The organism is uncultured Bacteroides sp., assembly GCF_958445495.1.
Lineage (GTDB): Bacteria > Bacteroidota > Bacteroidia > Bacteroidales > Bacteroidaceae > Bacteroides.
In genome coordinates this window covers 14,552-34,142 of record NZ_CAUCSQ010000020.1, presented here as the reverse complement: position 1 = coordinate 34,142, position 19,591 = coordinate 14,552, and the positions used below count along the sequence as shown (strand labels likewise).

At 44.0% G+C, this 19,591-nt stretch carries 17 protein-coding genes and 1 pseudogene; 2 read left to right on the top strand and 16 right to left on the bottom strand.

Annotation, left to right across the window (positions count from 1 at the left end; translation table 11 throughout):
* The 7 genes from Q5076_RS08765 to Q5076_RS08735 all read right to left on the bottom strand — a co-directional run bounded on the left by Q5076_RS08765 (window position 1) and on the right by Q5076_RS08735 (window position 5,341).
* On the bottom strand, window positions 1-2,049 hold the full coding sequence (locus tag Q5076_RS08765) for a putative porin (protein ID WP_303012522.1): 2,049 nt from the start codon (window positions 2,047-2,049) through the stop codon (window positions 1-3).
* A gap of 132 nt (window positions 2,050-2,181) precedes the next feature.
* Complete coding sequence (locus Q5076_RS08760; protein ID WP_303012521.1) at window positions 2,182-2,724, bottom strand: 2-oxoacid:acceptor oxidoreductase family protein; 543 nt, start codon at window positions 2,722-2,724, stop codon at window positions 2,182-2,184.
* Between the two features lie 19 nt (window positions 2,725-2,743).
* Window positions 2,744-3,508, bottom strand: a complete 765-nt coding sequence (locus Q5076_RS08755; RefSeq protein ID WP_303012520.1) for a thiamine pyrophosphate-dependent enzyme — start codon at window positions 3,506-3,508, stop codon at window positions 2,744-2,746.
* A gap of 12 nt (window positions 3,509-3,520) precedes the next feature.
* The gene (locus Q5076_RS08750) at window positions 3,521-3,694 is read right to left on the bottom strand and encodes a hypothetical protein (protein ID WP_303012518.1); all 174 of its coding nucleotides are present in this window, start codon (window positions 3,692-3,694) and stop codon (window positions 3,521-3,523) included.
* Between the two features lie 7 nt (window positions 3,695-3,701).
* Window positions 3,702-4,784: a 3-methyl-2-oxobutanoate dehydrogenase subunit VorB gene (locus Q5076_RS08745; RefSeq protein WP_303012517.1), complete on the bottom strand. Its 1,083-nt coding sequence runs from the start codon at window positions 4,782-4,784 to the stop codon at window positions 3,702-3,704.
* A gap of 11 nt (window positions 4,785-4,795) precedes the next feature.
* Complete coding sequence (locus Q5076_RS08740) at window positions 4,796-5,023, bottom strand: ferredoxin family protein (RefSeq protein WP_303012514.1); 228 nt, start codon at window positions 5,021-5,023, stop codon at window positions 4,796-4,798.
* Between the two features lie 36 nt (window positions 5,024-5,059).
* The gene (locus Q5076_RS08735) at window positions 5,060-5,341 is read right to left on the bottom strand and encodes a tol-pal system YbgF family protein (protein ID WP_303012512.1); all 282 of its coding nucleotides are present in this window, start codon (window positions 5,339-5,341) and stop codon (window positions 5,060-5,062) included.
* A gap of 174 nt (window positions 5,342-5,515) precedes the next feature.
* On the opposite strand from Q5076_RS08735, the pseudogene Q5076_RS08730 reads away from it, so the two are divergent.
* Window positions 5,516-6,847, top strand: a pseudogene (locus tag Q5076_RS08730) (GH92 family glycosyl hydrolase); the annotation flags it as partial.
* 157 nt (window positions 6,848-7,004) lie between these two features.
* Complete coding sequence (locus Q5076_RS08725) at window positions 7,005-7,487, top strand: DUF456 domain-containing protein (protein ID WP_303012509.1); 483 nt, start codon at window positions 7,005-7,007, stop codon at window positions 7,485-7,487.
* Between the two features lie 188 nt (window positions 7,488-7,675).
* On the opposite strand, the gene rpiB is transcribed toward Q5076_RS08725, so the two are convergent.
* The 9 genes from rpiB to Q5076_RS08680 form a co-directional block, all read right to left on the bottom strand.
* Window positions 7,676-8,110 carry a ribose 5-phosphate isomerase B gene (rpiB, locus tag Q5076_RS08720; RefSeq protein WP_303012507.1) on the bottom strand — a complete coding sequence of 145 codons (435 nt, stop codon included), beginning with the start codon at window positions 8,108-8,110 and terminating at the stop codon, window positions 7,676-7,678.
* Window positions 8,110-10,119 (bottom strand): transketolase, encoded by a 2,010-nt coding sequence (locus Q5076_RS08715; protein WP_303012504.1) that lies wholly within the window; start codon window positions 10,117-10,119, stop codon window positions 8,110-8,112. Before Q5076_RS08715 ends, rpiB begins: the two co-directional genes overlap by 1 nt.
* Window positions 10,120-10,342: 223 nt before the next feature.
* A complete protein-coding gene (locus Q5076_RS08710) occupies window positions 10,343-11,890 on the bottom strand; it encodes an alpha-N-arabinofuranosidase (RefSeq protein WP_303012503.1) in 1,548 nt (515 codons plus the stop codon).
* A 117-nt stretch (window positions 11,891-12,007) separates the two neighbouring features.
* Entirely contained in the window at window positions 12,008-13,681 is a 1,674-nt protein-coding gene (locus Q5076_RS08705) for a ribulokinase (protein WP_303012501.1), read from the bottom strand.
* A 4-nt stretch (window positions 13,682-13,685) separates the two neighbouring features.
* Entirely contained in the window at window positions 13,686-15,212 is a 1,527-nt protein-coding gene (araA, locus tag Q5076_RS08700; protein WP_303012500.1) for an L-arabinose isomerase, read from the bottom strand.
* A gap of 43 nt (window positions 15,213-15,255) precedes the next feature.
* Window positions 15,256-15,942, bottom strand: a complete 687-nt coding sequence (locus Q5076_RS08695; protein WP_303012499.1) for an L-ribulose-5-phosphate 4-epimerase — start codon at window positions 15,940-15,942, stop codon at window positions 15,256-15,258.
* 24 nt (window positions 15,943-15,966) lie between these two features.
* On the bottom strand, window positions 15,967-16,644 hold the full coding sequence (locus tag Q5076_RS08690; protein ID WP_303012497.1) for an NUDIX domain-containing protein: 678 nt from the start codon (window positions 16,642-16,644) through the stop codon (window positions 15,967-15,969).
* Window positions 16,645-16,662: 18 nt separating this feature from the next.
* Window positions 16,663-18,405 (bottom strand): sodium:solute symporter, encoded by a 1,743-nt coding sequence (locus Q5076_RS08685; protein WP_303012494.1) that lies wholly within the window; start codon window positions 18,403-18,405, stop codon window positions 16,663-16,665.
* A 26-nt stretch (window positions 18,406-18,431) separates the two neighbouring features.
* The gene (locus Q5076_RS08680; protein WP_303012491.1) at window positions 18,432-19,571 is read right to left on the bottom strand and encodes an aldose epimerase family protein; all 1,140 of its coding nucleotides are present in this window, start codon (window positions 19,569-19,571) and stop codon (window positions 18,432-18,434) included.
* Window positions 19,572-19,591 lie beyond the last annotated feature (20 nt).

Below are 19,591 nucleotides of genomic sequence, written 5' to 3'. Positions count from 1 at the left end.
TTAATCATAGAAATTCCATGAAAGGCCGAATTTCAATACGCTTGGGTTGATCGGGTAATGAGGGGACAAGAAATAGTTGGGCCTGCTCATACCTTGGTTTACATGATACATCATTACGTAGAAACGGGTACGTTTCAAATGCAGGTTCGCATATACGTTTACAATTGGATAACCGCCGATTTCCACCTGGTCGTCTGTCGGTTGCAAATGAAAATTCTGAATGGCCGGCATATAGGCGGGAGCATTATATTTGGTGAAGTAACGTACGTCTGCGCCTAACTGGACACTGAGGACTTTTTTCGCTAATTTGAATTGCATATAAAAATTATGATACAGTGATAAATCGGGGAGAGGGAGAGTGGTCTGGTCGCTGGATTTCTGCCAAGTGACTTCGTTGTCCAAGTGGAAAATGCCTATCTTAAAGTCTTGGTTAAGACTTGCTGACAAGACTTGTAAGCTGCCGCTTTTTTGTTCCGGAAGTGCCTGCTGATTGAAATAGGTATAGTTTTTGATATTTTCAACCCCAACTTTCAAACGTGTTTTCCAACGTGCTATACTTAACTCTCCTTCAATGCGCGTACGGAACTCTTTGTCCATATCATTGTCCCACATAAAATGCTTTGAATGATAATGACGCATGTAGAAAGGAGCCAGGCGGTTACTGACTTCGCCTCGTGCTATGAGGCTGACAGTATCTTTCCATAATGGAAAATTCAGGTCTATGTCTCCTTTGACATTGAACTGTCCGATAGCTTTTCCTGCAAGTCCTACTTCACCGATGGCATGGTAATGAAGGACGTTACCTTCCCGTTTGGATAACTCTCCTCCGACAAATATTTCATTTTCGTTGTATCTGTCGGGATTGGGGTTTCCATCCATGTTCATAAGCGTGTACTTGCTGATTTTATAAGAAGCAAATGCTGTCAAACCGGCTTTTGCATACTTGTTGAAACCTTCCAATAGGGCAATGCCGATTGTGTTTTTGATTCCTATATAGGTGGTGCTGTCTCTTACTATTGCATTGTCTTGGCCGAAATAAGTGTTCTGGTAATAATTTTCATCGACTTCGTCATTGGAATTGAAAGTGTGCCGTGCACGTTCTACTTGAATGGTATGTATAAAACTCGTTACCGGCACAAATTCTTGTTTAACGGGAGTGGTGTCGTTTTCCGCTTGCGGTATATCGCGCTTGAATCCCAGATTGTAACGTTGGGTCAGAAACACGTAAAAATCATGGTTACGGTTGGTTGTTGCGTTTAATACGGTAGGTATATTGGTTGATTCGTATTCTCTCTGTCCCTGCGCCATTTCTTCGGGAGCAGTGATATACCGGTCGTCGGTGATTCCTCCGTTTTCATTTGTTTTCAGGTAATTATTGCTATATATGCCTTGTACCTGATAGCGGTCGCCAATGTAACTGCCGAATACAGCCGCATTGAAATATGCGGTATTCTGGTTGTTGTAATAACCTCGTCCGTATAGGTAGTCGATATTGAAACCGAAAGCGAGTTTTTTATTTACATTGACGGAAAAATAAGATTTAAACCGCTCTTCTCCGTTAATTTTGTTACCTGCTTTATGATAGGTCAGATTGGTGTACGGTACATTACTGTTTGTAAAGTTGAACTCTGTGGGACGTACAAAAAAACTGGAAAAAGGTTCCATGAAAATGGTCGGTTCCGGATAACGACGGTCAAAAAAGATACGTGATATGCGGGGAGAACCCATATTGGCGAGATGATTGTAATGCCCCGTAACTCCTTCTGTAAGATTTATATTCTGGAAATGATGGTAGGCGGTATCTGCGGGGATTATAGTTCGGTCGCCCAGTTGGTTTTTAATACGCCACATATACAACTTAGGCGGTAATCCCTGTACTTCCACATTTGCACTGTCCAGTTTGTCGGGAATCATGGCAGGGTCTACCTGGTTACCATATTGGTCATATCCGTTTTCGTCGATTTGTTGACTGCCGGTATTGAACTGTGCATGGACAGTTGTCAGTCCTACAACGGAAAATAATATATATAATAGTAAGATTCGTCTCATAATTGGAGGCAAAGATACTTACTTTAATTGATTTAACGATAATGGATAATTGAAAATTATGTTGCATCGTTATTTTACCTTGCTAATAATTATCAATTATCCATTATCTATATTTTGCATTGCGGCTGTTGATTAGACTTCACGGATTAGCTCCATTCCTTTTTTGATTGCTTCTTCATTCATGGGAATCAAGTGGTGGTGGCGTTCCGGGAGTGTTTTTTTCAGCCCTTTGATTACATTGTCCAGAGTGACAATAGGCCTGAGCTTTAATAAACCGCCGAGCACAATCATATTGAATGCTTTGGCATTGTTCATCTCATTGGCGGCATCCATCGCATCAATACGGTATACTTGGATGTCTTTCCGTGTAGGCGGATTGATGATTCCGTAACCGTCGTAAATCAAGATGCCTCCAGGCTTTACTTTATTCTCGAATTTCTCAAGTGAAGGCTGGTTCAGAATGATTGCCGTATCATATTTACTTAAAATCGGAGAGGAGATTTTATCGTCGCTTACAATTACGGTGACATTGGCTGTTCCTCCTCGTTGTTCAGGACCGTAAGCCGGCATCCAGCTTACTTCTTTGCCTTCCATCAGGCCGGAGTAAGCCAGAATCTTACCCATAGACAATACGCCTTGTCCGCCGAATCCTGCTATAATGATTTCTTCTTTCATATTCTGTTGGCTTTTAGCGTTATTCTTTATCTTTTAAATCACCCAGCGGATAGAACGGGAACATGTGTTCTTCCATCCATTTATTTGCTTTTTCCGGAGTCATTTTCCAACCGGAGCTGCAAGTTGAAACGATTTCTACCAGGTTGGACCCTTTGCCGCTCATGGAGTTTTCAAAAGCTTTACGGATTGCTTTCTTTGCCTTACGAATAGCCGGCACGGATTGTACGGACTGGCGGGTTACATAAGCGGTTCCTTCCAGTTGGGCTGCGATTTCTGTCATTTTCAAGGGATAGCCATGTAATGCGATGTCACGTCCGTAAGGGCATGTAGAACTTTTCATCCCTACCAGTGTCGTAGGTGCCATTTGTCCGCCTGTCATACCGTAAATAGCATTATTGATAAAGATTATGGTGATATTTTCACCGCGGTTCAGTGCATGGATTGTCTCGGCCGTACCGATACAAGCCAAGTCTCCGTCTCCTTGATAGGTGAACACGAGACGGTCCGGCCATAGGCGTTTGATGGCGGTGGCTAGAGCCGGGGCACGTCCGTGGGCGGCTTCCTGCCAGTCGATATCCAGATAGTTGTAGGCGAAAACCGCACATCCTACTGGAGAGACTCCTACCGTTTTTTCTTCCATCCCCATTTCCTCTATCACTTCGGCAATGAGCTTATGTACTACGCCATGACTGCAACCCGGGCAGTAATGCATGGCATTATCATTCATTAGAGTCGGTTTTTTATAAACCAGATTCTCGGGTTTGATTATTTCTTCTTTAGTCATAACTTTTTCTCTTTATCTGTTGGTGAATCGTATAAAAAACTCCATCAGCTTGACAAAAATTGCCGCACCACATACATAGATAAATATTTTGAAATCATCTTTTGCCACAAAATAAGTGATGATAGCTGCTACTGCCAATATCATGAAGATGATATTCAGTACGTTTCTTATTTTATCAGGATTCATCGTTTCGTTATTTGATTATTTTTTCTTCCAAAGCGGTGACAATTTCATCCGGGTCGGGGACAATACCGCCGAGGCGTCCGAAATGTTCTACTTTGATTTTACCGTTAACAGCCAGACGGACATCTTCAATCATCTGTCCGGCATTTAATTCCGTGACGAGCATGCCTTTCACTTTATCGGCATAAGAGGCGATTGCTTTGGTTGGGAACGGCCATAATGTGATGGGACGGAGGATACCTACTTTGATGCCTTTCTCACGCGCCATTTCCATTGCTTTCTGCCCGATTCGTGCCATTGAACCGAAAGCGATAATCAGGTAGTCTGCATCTTCACAGTTTATTTCTTCGAAACGGACTTCATTTTCTTCTATTTCCCGGTATTTGGCTTGAAAGCGGAGGTTATTCTGTTCCATCGCTTCTGGTTTTAATTCCAGAGAAGTGATAATGTTAGGTTTGCGGTTACCGGCTTTTCCCGTCGTCGCCCATGGACACTGCGTGATGATTTCGGCTTCGGTACGGCGCGGTTTGTATGCGGGGAGCACCACTTTTTCCATCATCTGCCCGATTACGCCATCGGCAAGGATGATAGCCGGATTACGATATTTAAAAGCCAGTTCAAATCCCAGACCGACAAAGTCTGCCATTTCTTGTACGGATGCCGGAGCAAGGGCTATCAATCTGTAATCTCCGTGGCCTCCGCCTTTCACAGTCTGGAAATAGTCGGCTTGGCTTGGTTGGATTGTTCCTAGTCCGGGACCTCCACGCATTACGTTTACAATCAAGCAAGGGAGTTCTGCGCCTGCAATGTAAGAAATTCCTTCCTGTTTCAGGCTCACACCCGGACTTGACGATGAGGTCATTACCATTTTTCCGCTACCCGCGCCTCCATATACCATATTGATGGCTGCTACTTCACTTTCCGCTTGGAGAACTACCATTCCGGTCGTTTCCCAGGGTTTCAGTTCGGCAAGTGTTTCCAGCACTTCCGATTGGGGGGTAATGGGATAACCGAAGTATCCGTCCGCACCGCAACGGATAGCTGCATGGGCGATGGCTTCGTTTCCTTTCATTAATACAACTTCTTCTGCCATATTCTTTTCTTTTATTCTACTTTTACTTTATACACTGAAATACATCCGTCCGGACAAACCGTTGCACACGAGCTGCATCCGTTGCAGGTATCTTCTTTTACTTGCCAGGCATAGTTATAGCCTTTCATATTCACCTCTTTATTGAGGGCGATTACATCGAGCGGGCACGCAACAGTACATAGGTTACATCCTTTGCAACGTTCCGTGTCGACTACGATTGCTCCTTTAATTTTTGCCATAATCTCTATTTTATTACGTTATCTTTATTCCTATTGTTATTGATTGTACATATCTTTGTGGTAGAAGTTGAGAATATCTATCACCATCTTTCTTGCCTGAACGGCAGGACTGTCAGGATTGAGTTCAATAGCATACTGGTAGTTGTCCAGCGCCTGCTTCCAATTTCCTTTTTTTCGGTAGGCATTTCCCCGTAAATAGTAGAGCGTATCTTTCTTTTTTTCAACAGAAGAATTTTGGAGAAGCTGGCTCAATTGTTCAATAGCTGTGTCCACATCCCCTTGATTGATAAGCTCTTTTAAGTTTTCTATTTGCTCCATTTCTTTTATCTTTCGGGATTCTGAAACGCAAAGATAGTTTTTATTTATGTAAATGGGGCAAACGAGGACGGAAATTTGCAACGTTTTGTTTTCTTTGTATATTCGATATCTGGATAGGCGAGGAGTGGAAAAGTGAATTCCTTGGTTCTCTTTTTTTGTTTATAACGAGAATATTTGTTTTCGCGGGTGAAGATAAAAGGAAGTGCCGGACAGAAAACAAACTTTTATACATCGCTTTATCATTTATTTATTCAGCCTAACAATATGGCGGATGTGGACGGGCGATACCGCGGAGCAAATGACAGTGTATATACTTCCGGAACAGGGGCTTATTATTCCACATTTTCTTTGTGGGATACTTATCGGGCGGCTCATCCTTTATATACCATTTTATGTCCGGAGAAAGTGGACGGAATGATTCAGAGCATGTTGGAACATTATCAAGTATGGGGGTGTTTACCTATATGGACTTTGTGGGGAAAAGAAACCCATTGTATGATAGGCAACCATGCCATTCCAGTGATAGTTGATGCATATTTGAAGGGATTTACCGGTTTTGACGCAGAAGAGGCGTACACTGCAATTCGGAACACTTCGACAGTCAGTCATCAGAATTCAGACTGGGAAATTTATGACAAGTATGGATACTATCCTTTCGATTTGGTTCTCAAAGAGTCTGTGTCACGTACTTTAGAGTCGGCTTATGATGATTATTGTGTAGCCCGGATGGCAAAGGCTGTTGGAAAGGAAGAGGATTATGCCTATTTTTCTAAACGTGCCTTGTATTATAAACATCTTTTAGATTCATCGACCGGGATGATGCGGGGAAAAGATTCTAAAGGCAATTGGCGCACTCCTTTCAATACATTGCTGTTGTCGCATGCGGCGACTTCCGGGGGAGATTATACAGAAGGGAATGCCTGGCAATATACTTGGCATGTGCAGCATGATGTGGAAGGATTAATAGAATTACTCGGAGGGAAAGATAAGTTTGCGGAAAAATTGGATTCTTTATTCTTTTTGGAATCTTCGGAAAAGAATGTAGGATTCACACAAGATGTAACAGGGCTTATCGGGCAATATGCACATGGCAATGAACCGAGTCATCATGTCGCTTATTTATATAATTATGTGGGGCAACCTAATAAAACGCAACAGCTTATTCGTGAGGTTTTTGACCGTTTTTATCAACCTGAACCGGATGGCTTATGCGGTAATGATGATTGCGGGCAAATGTCAGCATGGTATATTTTTTCTGCGATGGGATTTTATCCGGTGAATCCTGTGGGAGGAGAGTATATCTTGGGAGCGCCGCAGGTGGAAGAAGTCTCTATATCCTTACCTGAGGGTAAACAGTTTACTGTTCAGGCAAAAGGATTATCTGATAAAAATAAATATGTACGGTCGGTCACATTGAACGGCAAGCTGGTTAAGAATTTCAGAATCTATCATTCGGATATCATGAAAGGAGGTGAATTGATATTTTGGATGACTGATAAACTGTAGGATATAGTTTGTTCATCCGTAAATTAGGACAAATAGAGAAAAAGTATTTAGTTTTTGAAAGTGAAGGAACGGGAAGAGGGTGGAAATAATTTCAGATACTGGTTTGATTTTATGGAAAGTTCCTGTATTTTTGTGCAAAACTAAATGTGCATAAATCATGGCGGACATAATTTTAATCGTAATAAGCGCCCTCTGTATGATAGTGGGACTAACGGGTTGTATTCTTCCGTTTCTTCCCGGTCCTCCTGTTGCTTATGTGGGATTGGTCCTCCTTCATTTTACGGATAAAGTGCAGTATACTGCCACGCAATTAATCGTATGGTTGTTGATTGTAGTTGTGTTGCAGGTATTGGATTATTTTACTCCGATGTTGGGGAGTAAATATAGCGGTGGAAGTAAATGGGGAAATTGGGGATGTGTTATCGGAACTTTTGTCGGTCTCCTTTTCCTGCCTTGGGGAATTATCCTTGGTCCGTTTTTAGGAGCTGTAATCGGAGAATTGCTTGGCAATCGGGAATTTTCACATGCTGTAAAGTCCGGGATAGGTTCGTTAATAGGTTTTATAATAGGTACTTTGCTGAAATTTGTAGTCTGCGGTTATTTCTGTTATCTGTTTATTGTAAGTCTTGTATCACATTGAAATATAGGTGTATATTTGGAAAGATAGAGTTGTATTGAACTAATTTTAATATTAGTCTTATTAACTATGGGCTGAATCTGATTGTAACATTCCCTCAAAAAAAGACTATCTCAATTTTTATTTTGAGATAGTCTCTAGTTGATGTTAAAAATGAGTTTTTGAAGAATATCGGATGCCTGTTCACATTTTTATTTTACCGGAATCTTCTCAATTCTATTCTGATGACGTCCTCCTTCAAATTGTGTGGAGAAAAATTCGGTCAGAATCATATCGGCTTCTTCGGTACTGATAAAACGTCCCGGCATTACCAGGATATTGGCATCGTTGTGCCGGCGTGCCAAATGGGCGATTTCTGCATTCCAGCAGAGTGCGGCACGGATTCCCTGATGCTTGTTCAAAGTCATATTGATTCCATTTCCGCTGCCGCAGATGGCAATGCCAGGATAACATTCGCCTGATTCTACAGCAAGGGCTAATGGGTGGGCGTAATCCGGATAGTCCACGCTTACGGTAGAATAAGTACCGAAATCTTTATAAAGCCAACCCTTTGCTTCCAGCCAGCCGCGAACATATTCTTTCAGTTCAAAGCCTGCATGGTCACATGCTAATCCGATTGTTTCCATTAGAGCATTGCTTTTACTTGGTTATATACATTCTCGGCAGTGAATCCGAGTTTCTCATCCAAGACCTTGTAAGGAGCGGAGAATCCGAAAGACTCTAGTCCCCAAACTTTGCCGTGGTAACCAACCAAACCTTGGAGAGTTACAGGCAAACCTGCTGTCAGACCGAATATCTTGGCTTCTGCCGGAAGGACAGATTCCTGATATTCTTTAGGTTGGTTACGGAACAGACCTTCGGACGGGGCGGATACGATACGTACTTTTACACCGTCTTTGCGTAATAATTCACTACCGGTTACCAGTGTTGAAACCTCAGAACCGGAAGCTACCAGAATCACATCCGGATTTTCATCTGAACCTGCCACGATATATGCACCCTTAGCTGCCTGTTCGTAATCTGTCTCTGCAGGCAGGTTGGCAATATTCTGGCGGGAGAAAATCAAACCTGTCGGAGTAGACATGTTTTCCATTGCTAATTTCCAGGCAACAGTCGTCTCTTCCGCATCAGCCGGGCGGAGTACCAACATCGAATTATGTCCTTTGTGATTTTTCAGCTTTTCCATTAAACGGATTTGTGCTTCTTGTTCTACCGGTTCATGAGTCGGTCCGTCTTCACCTACGCGGAACGCATCATGTGTCCAGATGAATTTTACCGGTTGTTCCATCAGGGCAGCCATGCGTATGGCGGGTTTCATGTAGTCGGAGAATACGAAGAATGTTCCGCAGGCTGCGATTACACCGCCGTGGAGCGACATACCGATACAAATGCATGCCATTGTCAGTTCCGATACGCCGGCTTGGAAAAATGCGCCGCTGAAGTCGCCTTTCTTGAAAGAATGGGTCTTTTTCAGGAAGCCGTCCGTCTTATCCGAGTTGGAGAGGTCAGCGGAAGCGACAATCATATTTTCCACTTGTGTGGCAAGTGTTCCCAGTACGGTAGCAGATGCGGCACGGGTAGCGCTACCTGCCTTTTGTTCGATAGCGGTCCAGTTAACTTTCGGAGCTTTACCGGAGAAGAAAGATTCCAGTTTAACGGCCAGTTCGGGATTTGCTTTCGCCCATTCTGCTTTTCGGGTATATCTTTCCGCTACGATTCCTTTCAGCTCTTCTGCTCTTTTAGCATACAATTCCGCTACTTCAGGGAAAATAACGAACGGATTGTCAGGGTTACCGCCCAGATTTTTGATTGTATTTACGTAAGCATCGCCGCCGAGCGGAGCGCCGTGGGTTGCACAGTTTGCTTCGTAGCTGCTACCGTCTGCTTTGCGCGCGCCCTTACCCATTATAGTCTTACCGATAATTAGTGTAGGGCGTTCCTTCTCGGCTTGTGCTTCTTTTATTGCAGTACGGATTTCATCCGGAGCATTACCGTTGATACTGATAACTTTCCATCCCCATGCCTCATATTTTTTAGCCGTATCTTCAACGGTCACGTCTTTCGTTTCGGTAGAAAGCTGGATGTCGTTGGAGTCATAGAACATAATGAGGTTGTCCAAGCCCAATGCGCCCGCTATACGTCCGGAACCTTGAGAGATTTCTTCTTGGATACCGCCATCGGAAATGTAAGCGTAAATAGTCTGGTTCATTACTTCGTTGAAGCGCGCTTTCAAAAATTTAGCGGCAATGGCGGCGCCTACTGCAAAAGTATGTCCTTGTCCCAAAGGTCCGGAGGTGTTTTCTATGCCGCGCATGATATCTACTTCTGGATGTCCCGGTGTAGGGCTTCCCCATTGGCGGAATTCTTTCAGTTCATCCAGGGTGAATTTGCCGGTCAGTGCTAAAGTAGAGTAAAGCATCGGAGACATGTGCCCTGGGTCGAGGAAAAAACGGTCACGTCCTTCCCAACGGGGATTTTCCGGATCATATACTAAAAACTCAGAGAAGAGTACATTTACAAAGTCAGCACCACCCATAGCTCCACCCGGGTGACCGGAATTGGCTTTTTCAACCATTGAAGCAGCAAGAATACGGATATTGTCCGCTGCACGATTCATAAGTTTATTATCGTTCATATTTTAAGTAATTAATTAATTTGTCAAAATGTTGATGTGCTGATACCGTTGTTGCGAGAATGAGCGTAATTACAGATACACTGTCTTGCCGGTATGTCAGCACATACGATACTGTTGGCAAAGATAACTCTTTATATGGATTTAACAATCCGGAAGAGCTATCTTTTTTATCGGTGATTTTTCTGTCTTTTTGTTTGTCGTACGATAAGTATTTGTCCTTAAATTACTGTAACTCTAGCGTAACAATCGACTTGGCGGGAAGTTTTATCTTCATTGTGCCTTTATTGATTTTTACCTCTTTGAAAGGTTTCGTTTTTACAGTATTAGGATTTTCGAAAGAATTATAATCTGTCAGATTCGTGGAAGTCAGAATTTCTCCGACGGCTTTTTTCTCTTTTATATCTCCCAGGTTGATTGTGATTTCCTGTGCATTGTCGGCATCTATATTTGAGAGAGAGATGTGAATTACTCCTTTCTTGTCTTTGGAAGCGGTGGCGCTAACCATAGGCACTATACGATTGTCGCGTACGTTTTTCTTCTCACAGTTCAAATCAATGGGAAGGTAAGTAGCGTCTTGGTGTACTTTATACATCTTGAATACGTAATAGGAAGGAGTCAGTACCATTTGCTTTCCTTTTGTCAGAATCATGGACTGAAGCACATTGACTACCTGTGCGATGTTTGCCATTTTCAGGCGGTCTGTGTATTTATGGAATACGTCAAGGCTTAAAGAAGCGACAAAAGCGTCGCGTAGTGTATTTTGTTGGTACAGGTGGCCTCTGACGGTACCCGGCTCTTCGTCCCACCAGGTGCCCCATTCGTCGAGTAACAGAGCTATCTTTCTGTCCTTGTCATATTTATCCATGATGGCGCAATGTTTTTTAATTACATCTTCTACTTCGAGGCATTTACCCATTGTCCAATAGTAATCGTCTTTGTCGAATTGGGTTGCCGCTCCTTTGCTGCCACTCCAGCCGGTGACGGTATAGTAATGGAGAGAAAGCCCTTGCATTCGGTGTCCTACACGATTCATCAGTACATCTGTCCAATTATAATCATAGTCGCTTGCACCGCTTGCAACCTTGAAAAGGCTGTTGCCGTCGTAGTTGCGGCAATAGGTTGAGTAACGGCGGTAGAGGTCTGCGTAATATTCCGGACGCATGTTGCCGCCGCATCCCCAGCTTTCGTTACCTACACCGAGATATTTTACTTTCCATGGTTTGTCACGGCCGTTTTTACGGCGAAGATTAGCCATCGGTGAATCGCCGTCGGATGTCATATATTCTACCCATTTGGCGAGTTCCTCTACTGTACCGCTACCTACGTTTCCGCTTACGTAGGGTTCACAACCCAACATCTCGCAGAGGTTTAGAAATTCGTGTGTACCGAAACTGTTGTCTTCAATAGTGCCTCCCCAGTTGTTGTTTACCATTTTAGGACGTTTCTCTCTTGGCCCGATACCGTCCATCCAGTGATATTCGTCGGCAAAACATCCGCCCGGCCAGCGAAGAACGGGGACGGATAAATCTTTCAATGCTTGAAAGACGTCTGTACGATAACCTTTAATATTGGGAATATCCGAGTTTTCGCCTACCCAAAGCCCTCCGTAGATGCATGAACCTAAATGTTCGGCAAATTGACCGTAGATTTCTTTCGGGATGATTTCTTTACCTTGATTGGCATGTACGGTAATACTGGCACTTTTTTGTGCGGAAAGGGATGCCGATACAGCCAAAACGGCCGTACTGATTAATAGTTTTGATATTTTCATAATAGTTAGAGTGATGGAATTGGAAAAGAAAAAAGGCACGGATTTCACGGAATCATGATGACATACCTAATCCAAAATCCGTAAAAGCCGCGTAATCCGTGCCTAAAAAAGTGTGATTTAGCAGAACAGTTCTTTTTCTGTGAATTGTCCCAGTTTGATATATTTTTCGTATATCTTTTTGTATGCGGCAGCATTCTCCGGATTTGGCTTGTATTCATTGGCAAAACCGGAGTTCATAGCTTTTTGCGCATCTTCTACTTTGGCGTATATGCCGGCAGCAGTAGCTGCAAACATTGCAGCGCCTAAAGCACAAGCCTGGTCTGTACGGCAAACTTTGATGGGCATATCCAATACGTCGCTCAAAGTCTGCATGACAAACGGAGACTTTAATGCAATACCGCCGATGCCGATTACGCTGTCAATCCGTACGCCTTCATTGCGGAAACGGTCAACGATTGCTTTGGAACCGAAAGCGGTTGCTTCTACCAATGCGCGGAAAATGCGTGGAGCAGTACTTCCTAAAGTCAGTCCGGTGATTGTTCCTTTCAGCAATTGGTTGGCATCCGGGGTCCGACGGCCGTTCATCCAATCAGTGGCAATGATTGTGCTTTCACTGATAGGAAGTTTTTCCGCTTCTGCGGTCAGGGCTGGGATAATCCGGTCGACAGCTTCTTCAATCAGTTTTGCTTTCGTGTTGTCGTCAATCAGTGTCGATTCGCCGATGATATTACGCAGCGGGAATTCAAGTACCCTTTTGAACCAAGCGTAGATATCGCCGAAGCCGGATTGTCCGGCTTCCAGACCTACCATGCCCGGAATGACCGAGCCGTCTACCTGTCCGCAGATTCCTTTTATCAGATTATGACCGATTTCTTCATGACTTGCCACCATGACATCGCAAGTGGAGGTTCCGATGACACGTACGAATGTGTGGGGAGTTACTCCGGCGCCAACAGCACCCATGTGGCAGTCGAAAGCACCTCCTGCTACCACTACATTCGTTGTTAGTCCCAAGCGTTTCGCCCATTCTTCAGTCAGGTGGCCAACCGGTTTGTCTGCTGTTTCTGTCTTTTCAAACAGACGGGCACGGAATCCTGCCAATAGAGGGTCGATGCTGGTAAGAAATTCTTCGGAAGGAAGACCGCCCCATTTTTCATGCCACATGGCTTTGTGCCCGCAAGCGCAACGGCTGCGGATAATATCATCACTTTTGGTGACACCGGTAATTAAAGCCGGCAGCCATTCGCAATATTCTACGATACTATATGCTTTGGCACGTACGGCTTCGTCTTCTCTCAATACATGCAGGGCTTTTGCCCAGAACCACTCGGAAGAGTAGATGCCGCCTTCATAGGCAGAATAGTCAATATCCCATTCTTTGCATGCTTTATTGATTTCAGCGGCTTCCTTGATGGCAGTGTGGTCTTTCCAGAGAACGAACATTGCATTCGGATTCTCTGCAAATTCCGGCAGCAGGGCGAGGGGAGTACCGGTGGCATCTGTAAATGCCGGTGTGCTTCCTGTCGTATCAAAGGCTATGCCCACTACTTTTTCCGCGGTTCCGGCAGGGCATTTTGCCAATGCTTCCTTGACGCTGATTTCCAAAGCTTCAATGTAGTCCAGCGGGTGTTGGCGATATTGGTTAGCAGCGGGATTGCAGTACAAGCCTTTTTGCCAGCGCGGATAATATTTCACGGCTGTAGCGAGTGTTTCACCTGTCAGGGCATTTACGACTATAGCCCTTGCGGAGTCGCTGCCGTAGTCAAGTCCTATGACAAACTGTTCTTTCATATTATTAGCAAAGTGCTTTGTTCAACATATAATAAACTTCATTCATACGCAGTTCTTTCTTGAAACAACTGATAGTTGTGTCTTTATTAATATGTACCATTTCGATTCCTGCTATTTCTGCGTAATCTTCCCAATATTCTGCTGTCAGGTCATAAGAGAAGCAAGAGTGGTGAGTACCGCCTGCCAATATCCATGCGCCTGCACCTACTTCAAAGTTTGGCATCGGAATCCAGAGTGCGGATGCAACTGGCAGTTTCGGAAGCGGTTTCGGCTCAATGCATTCTACATCGTTAACAATCAGTCGGAAACGGTTACCCAAATCTACTACGGTAGCAGTACAACCTTTACCTACTTTTGATGTGAAGACAAGGCGGGCGGTCTGGCTCTTGCGGATACCTATGCCAAGGAAATGTACTTCCAGGCGCGGCTTGCCGGTTGCGATAAGCGGACATACTTCCAGCATGTGTGACTGCAGGATAGAACTTTGTGCACCGTTGAAATTCAGCGTATAGTCTTCAAGGAATGAACAACCTTTAGGAAGACCCTGATTCATTACCCATACGGTACGGTAAAGAGCGGCGGATTTCCAGTCGCCTTCAGCACCGAACCCGTAGCCTTCAGCCATCAAGCGTTGAGAAGCCAGTCCCGGAATCTGGTCGAAGCCATTGTGCTCCAAGTCGCCTAAATCATCGAAATTGGTAGTAAATCCTTTGGCTCCTTTGGCTTCCAAAATAGCGCGGATGGCAAGTTCGGCTTTAGCGGCATTCCATACTTTGCGGTATGCTTCCGTCGATTTATCTTCCAGAGAAGCGTCGTGGTCATATTCTTTGAAATAAGTAGCTACTAATGCGTCTACGTCATCTGTTTTGATTCCTTTGTGATATTCCATCAATTCACTGACCGGGCAATAGTCTACATGATATCCCATGCGCTGTTCTGCTTCTACTTTGTCGCCGTCGGTTACGGCTACATTGTTCATCTGGTCTCCGAAGCGGATAATCAGCATGTCTTGAGAATCTGCCCAGCCGGCACAAACACGCATCCAAACAGCAATCTTGTGCAAAGTGTCTTCTTCTTTCCAATAGCCTACCACTACTTTGCGGCGGATACGCATACGGGTACAGATATGGCCGAATTCACGGTCGCCATGTGCCGATTGGTTCAGGTTCATAAAGTCCATATCCATGGTGTCCCAGGGAATTTCCTTGTTGAATTGAGTATGTAGATGTAACAACGGTTTCTTCAACTGTTGCAGGCCGTGAATCCACATTTTGGCAGGAGAAAAAGTATGCATCCAAGTGATTACGCCGATACATTTTTCATCATTGTTAGCTGCTTTGAAAATGCCTTCCACTTCTTTAGATGAGTTAGCAGTTCCTTTATATACCACTTTGACGGGAAGTTTACCGGATTCGTTCAGTCCGTTTACCATTTCATTAGAGTGTGCGTCTACTGCGACTACTGCGTCACCTCCGTACAGAAGCTGTGCTCCTGTTACGAACCATACTTCGTATTGTTCAAATGCATTCATATCTTTAATTGTTTTAGATGTTATTATTCAGAAAAATGTTTTTTTACTTTTGTCCGTAATAAGCATTCGGACCGTGCTTGCGGCTAAAATGTTTTTCTATCAGTAATGGATTCATTGTCAAGTGAGGATTGACAGCATAGGCGATACTGGCCATTTTAGCTACCTGTTCCATCACTACGGCATTGTGTACCGCATCATGTGCATCTTTTCCCCATGAAAACGGTCCGTGGTTCTTCACAAGTACTCCCGGCGTATGCACGGGATTTAAACCTTCAAAACGTTTTACTATTACATTGCCCGTTTCCTGTTCATAGGCGCCTTTCACTTCTTCTTCTGTCATGTCTGCCGTACAAGGAATAGCATCATGGAAATAATCGGCATGTGTTGTTCCGATGTTCGGAATGTCGCATCCAGCCTGTGCCCAAGCGGTAGCGTAAGTGGAATGTGTGTGTACCACTCCGCCGATTTCCGGAAATGCTTTGTAAAGCACCACATGGGTGGGAGTGTCTGACGAAGGTTTCAGATGTCCTTCCACTATTTTGCCGTCCAAATCTACGACAACCATATCTTCGGCTTTCATTTCATCATAACTCACGCCACTGGGTTTTATGACAACCAAACCGGATTTGCGGTCGATAGCGGAAACATTCCCCCAGGTAAAAATGACTAATCCGTGCTTCACCAATTCAAGATTAGCATGAAATACTTTTTCTTTTAATTCTTCCAGCATATTAATAACTTTTTAGCACATTGTTCATAGCTTGAATTTAGGATCTTTACGGTATGCCTTACTGTTGAATTTGTATAGGGCGGCTCCACGTTTAGACCCCAATTTATCAATCTTGTCCGTCTTTTCTATATAATCCATTTCGGCGACGCGCTTCCGGAAATTCCGTTTGTCCATCGGTTCGCCGTAAATAGCTTCATATAGACTTTGCAACTGCGATAACGTGAATAACTTGGGAAGCAGGTTGAACCCGATAGGTTCGGCAGAAGCTTTCTGTTTCATCAGTTCTCGTGCTTTCTCAACCATTTGCGGATGGTCGAAAATCAGCGGTGGAAGTTCATTGATGTTTACCCAGTAGGCATTATGTTTTTGAACCAGCTTCCGGTCATATTCATTAATATTAATCAATGCATAATATGCTACGGAGATAACTCTTTCACCCGGATCTCGGTCAATAGCTCCGAAAGCCCCCACTTGTTCCATATATACGTTTTCCAACCCGGTCAGTTCGGCCAGTACCCGTTTAGCTGCATCGTCCACACTCTCGTCTTTTTGTACGAATCCTCCCATTAAAGACCATTCTCCCCTTGCCGGTTCGAAATTTCTTTTTAGTAACAACAAGCTTAGTTCCCCTTCGTTAAAACCAAAAATGATGCAGTCGATACCGACATGAAAGGTAGGATTCGCACTATAATAAGTCGTCATTTTGATTGATATTTTATTTTACCAGAAATATGCGTAGAACAATGCGCAGAGAACTACTACGCCGATAGAGGTGATGACATCCCATTTGTTCCAGCTTTTCCTGATTAATGTCTTATAGTCGTCTGTAAAGGTAATGGCCTCTATTTGTTTGGCGGTCGGTTTCGGAGTGAAAAGCGAAACGACAACCATTAATACGATAAGGAATACCAATAACCATATTTCAAAGATAAGCCAGTTTGTTTGCCAGAACCAAGTCGTATTTTCCCAGAACCAACCTGTCATGACGTCTTTTCCTGTATTGGTAAAGATATTGGTTAACAAACGGACCATACCGATTAGGAAACCTACTATCATCGCTGTTTCACCGGCTTTTGGAGTAATTCTCTTGGAGAATATGCCCAAAGCGAATACTGCTACCATTGCAGGAGCAAGCAACGATTGGATACCTTGCAAATAGTCATAAAGGCTGCCAAGGCTCATCATGACGGGAATCCATGCCATACCGAGGATAACTACGACTATGGTAGCGATGCGTCCTACTAAAACGTAAGTGGCTTCACTCTTGTTTTTAAACATAGGTTTGTAGAAATCTTCCGTGAAAAGCGTTGCACACGAATTGAAAAATGCGGCCAAAGAAGCGACTAGTGCGCAGATAAATCCGATAGTGACAATACCTTTTACGCCGGCGGGCAGTACGTCTTTCACCATTACAGCAAAGGCCGCATCCGTATTTGACATGTCAAACTCTCCTTTGGCTGCTAAAGCTGCTGCTACCATTCCCGGAATAAGGAACATGAATACAGGCAAAATTTTAAAGTAACCGGCTGCAATAGAACCTCTGCGGGCACGTCTCATAACGACGTCATTAGCTTCTCCTTTTTGTTGGCCGAGCACACGTTGTACAATGTGCTGGTCTGTACACCAATACCAAAATCCAATGATTGAAGCTCCGATAAATACCCAAAAACCCGGATAATCTTGATACATCGGGTCGGATTCGCTCCAGTGGAACATATGGTTTGCACCGTAAGCATTTCCGTCCGCACCTATATTCATGGCATTACGTGCATGGTCCATCATCTCTGTCCATCCTGTAGCAATGCTGCCGCCACCTAGAGCCGACAGTCCCAGAAAAAGGACCAGGAAAGAACCAATAATAAGGATAGGAGTTTGAATTGCCGAAAGTGTCATTACTCCTTTCATTCCGCTCAATACGGTGAAAATACCTGTCAGAACAATTAGTCCGATGGCGCCATACCAGAAAGGCAGACCAAGCAGGAATTCAAGGAATATGCCCCCGGTATAAGCCGTTACACTTACTTTAGTCAGGATGTAGGCGATTAATGTGATGATGGAAAGCCACGAACCCGTGCGTGGAGTATAACGGTATTTAAGAAAGTCGGGCATTGTGATGATTTTGCCCATTTTGTTGTTCAATAGTTGATAGAAAGGGACGAAAAGCCATCCTAAAAGAAGAATCATCCATCCTTGCATTTCCCAGTGTGCCATGCCTACTCCGGATTTGGCCCCTGTTCCTGCCAAACCTACAAGGTGTTCCGAACCGATATTGGCAGCAAAGATGGCGGCACCGATGATATACCACGGTTCACCTTTACCGAATAAGTAGTCCTCACTGCTTGCACCTTGTTGCGAACGTTTGTCTTTTTGTACGGAGCGCCATACGGCCCATGTCACAGCGACGATGCCGACTGCGATAATTACCCAGTCCAGCCAGATGAATTCATGCGAATTCCAATTCATGATATTAAATATTTAAAGTTCAACAATTATTTTTCTATACCGAATTTAAAGATACACCGGCTATGATATGTTTGTCCCGGTTCCAGAATTACAGAAGGCCAGTCTGCCTTATTGGGGCTGTCGGGATAGTGTTGTGTTTCCAAGCATACGGAGGCGCGTTGATTATAAACTATACCTTTTTTGCCGGTCACGGTTCCGTCGAGGAAATTACCGGTATAGACTTGAATTCCGGGTTCGTCGGTGTATACTTCCAATGTGATGCCGCTTTCGGGAGAAGTCAGTTTGGCAGCTACTGAGGAAATATCGCCTTTAGTGTTTAACACCCAGTTATGGTCATATCCGTTTCCGTTTTTCAGTTGGACAAAATCATAGTTGTCAATATCTTGTCCGACCGCTTTCGGAGCGGTGAAATCCATCGGAGTATCTTTAACCGGCGCTATTTCACCCGTAGTCATGAAAGTACTGTCTACCGGGGTATAGTAGTCTGCGTTAACATACAATATATGGTCGGTCGACGCTTTTGACGGATCGCCTGCCAGATTAAAGTACGAATGGTTAGTCATATTGATGATTGTCTTTTTGTCGGTAGTAGCGCTATATTGAATGTCGATAGCGTTGTCTTCTGTCAGTTTGTAAGTGACTTTGGCAGTAACGTTACCTGGGAAATTCTCGTCTCCGTCCGGTGAGATACGGGTCAGTTCCAATGTTGTCGGATCAATGAGATTTGCCTCATATACTTGATATTGCCATCCTTTGGGACCTCCGTGCAGACAATGTCCATAGTTATTTTGCGGCAGTTGAATCGTATCGCCATCCAGAATGAAACGGCCTTGGTTGATACGGTTGGCATACCGTCCGATGGAGGCTCCGAAATCACTGGGCACATTTATATAGTCAGCGATGCTGTCAAAACCCAAAACGACATCCTGCATTTTTCCGTTTTTATCGGGAACCATGATGGATACGATACGCCCACCGAAGTTGGTGATGCATACTTCCATGCCTGCTTTATTCTTTAACGTATAAAGATTCGTTTTGGCATTGTTCACTTCTGTTTGAAACTTTACCGGATTGAGCTCGGACAAAGTCAGTTCGGGAGCCGGCTTGTTATTGCACGCTGCTAACATTAATGCGGCAATTCCTGCAAGTAAAAAATGTTTTTTCATGGTTTTATTTTAAATGTAAA

What these genes read in the sequence shown, in the direction of transcription:
- Q5076_RS08690 (WP_303012497.1), bottom strand. Translation starts at nt 16,644, where the DNA reads ATGACGACTTATTATAGTGCGAATCCTACCTTTCATGTCGGTATCGAC.
- rpiB (WP_303012507.1), bottom strand. Translation starts at nt 8,110, where the DNA reads ATGGAAACAATCGGATTAGCATGTGACCATGCAGGCTTTGAACTGAAA.
- Q5076_RS08735 (WP_303012512.1), bottom strand. Translation starts at nt 5,341, where the DNA reads ATGGAGCAAATAGAAAACTTAAAAGAGCTTATCAATCAAGGGGATGTG.
- Q5076_RS08705 (WP_303012501.1), bottom strand. Translation starts at nt 13,681, where the DNA reads ATGAAAGAACAGTTTGTCATAGGACTTGACTACGGCAGCGACTCCGCA.
- Q5076_RS08710 (WP_303012503.1), bottom strand. Translation starts at nt 11,890, where the DNA reads ATGAAAATATCAAAACTATTAATCAGTACGGCCGTTTTGGCTGTATCG.
- Q5076_RS08755 (WP_303012520.1), bottom strand. Translation starts at nt 3,508, where the DNA reads ATGACTAAAGAAGAAATAATCAAACCCGAGAATCTGGTTTATAAAAAA.
- Q5076_RS08760 (WP_303012521.1), bottom strand. Translation starts at nt 2,724, where the DNA reads ATGAAAGAAGAAATCATTATAGCAGGATTCGGCGGACAAGGCGTATTG.
- Q5076_RS08740 (WP_303012514.1), bottom strand. Translation starts at nt 5,023, where the DNA reads ATGGCAAAAATTAAAGGAGCAATCGTAGTCGACACGGAACGTTGCAAA.
- Q5076_RS08750 (WP_303012518.1), bottom strand. Translation starts at nt 3,694, where the DNA reads ATGAATCCTGATAAAATAAGAAACGTACTGAATATCATCTTCATGATA.
- Q5076_RS08680 (WP_303012491.1), bottom strand. Translation starts at nt 19,571, where the DNA reads ATGAAAAAACATTTTTTACTTGCAGGAATTGCCGCATTAATGTTAGCA.
- Q5076_RS08685 (WP_303012494.1), bottom strand. Translation starts at nt 18,405, where the DNA reads ATGAATTGGAATTCGCATGAATTCATCTGGCTGGACTGGGTAATTATC.
- Q5076_RS08765 (WP_303012522.1), bottom strand. Translation starts at nt 2,049, where the DNA reads ATGAGACGAATCTTACTATTATATATATTATTTTCCGTTGTAGGACTG.
- Q5076_RS08695 (WP_303012499.1), bottom strand. Translation starts at nt 15,942, where the DNA reads ATGCTGGAAGAATTAAAAGAAAAAGTATTTCATGCTAATCTTGAATTG.
- araA (WP_303012500.1), bottom strand. Translation starts at nt 15,212, where the DNA reads ATGAATGCATTTGAACAATACGAAGTATGGTTCGTAACAGGAGCACAG.
- Q5076_RS08715 (WP_303012504.1), bottom strand. Translation starts at nt 10,119, where the DNA reads ATGAACGATAATAAACTTATGAATCGTGCAGCGGACAATATCCGTATT.
- Q5076_RS08745 (WP_303012517.1), bottom strand. Translation starts at nt 4,784, where the DNA reads ATGGCAGAAGAAGTTGTATTAATGAAAGGAAACGAAGCCATCGCCCAT.
- Q5076_RS08725 (WP_303012509.1), top strand. Translation starts at nt 7,005, where the DNA reads ATGGCGGACATAATTTTAATCGTAATAAGCGCCCTCTGTATGATAGTG.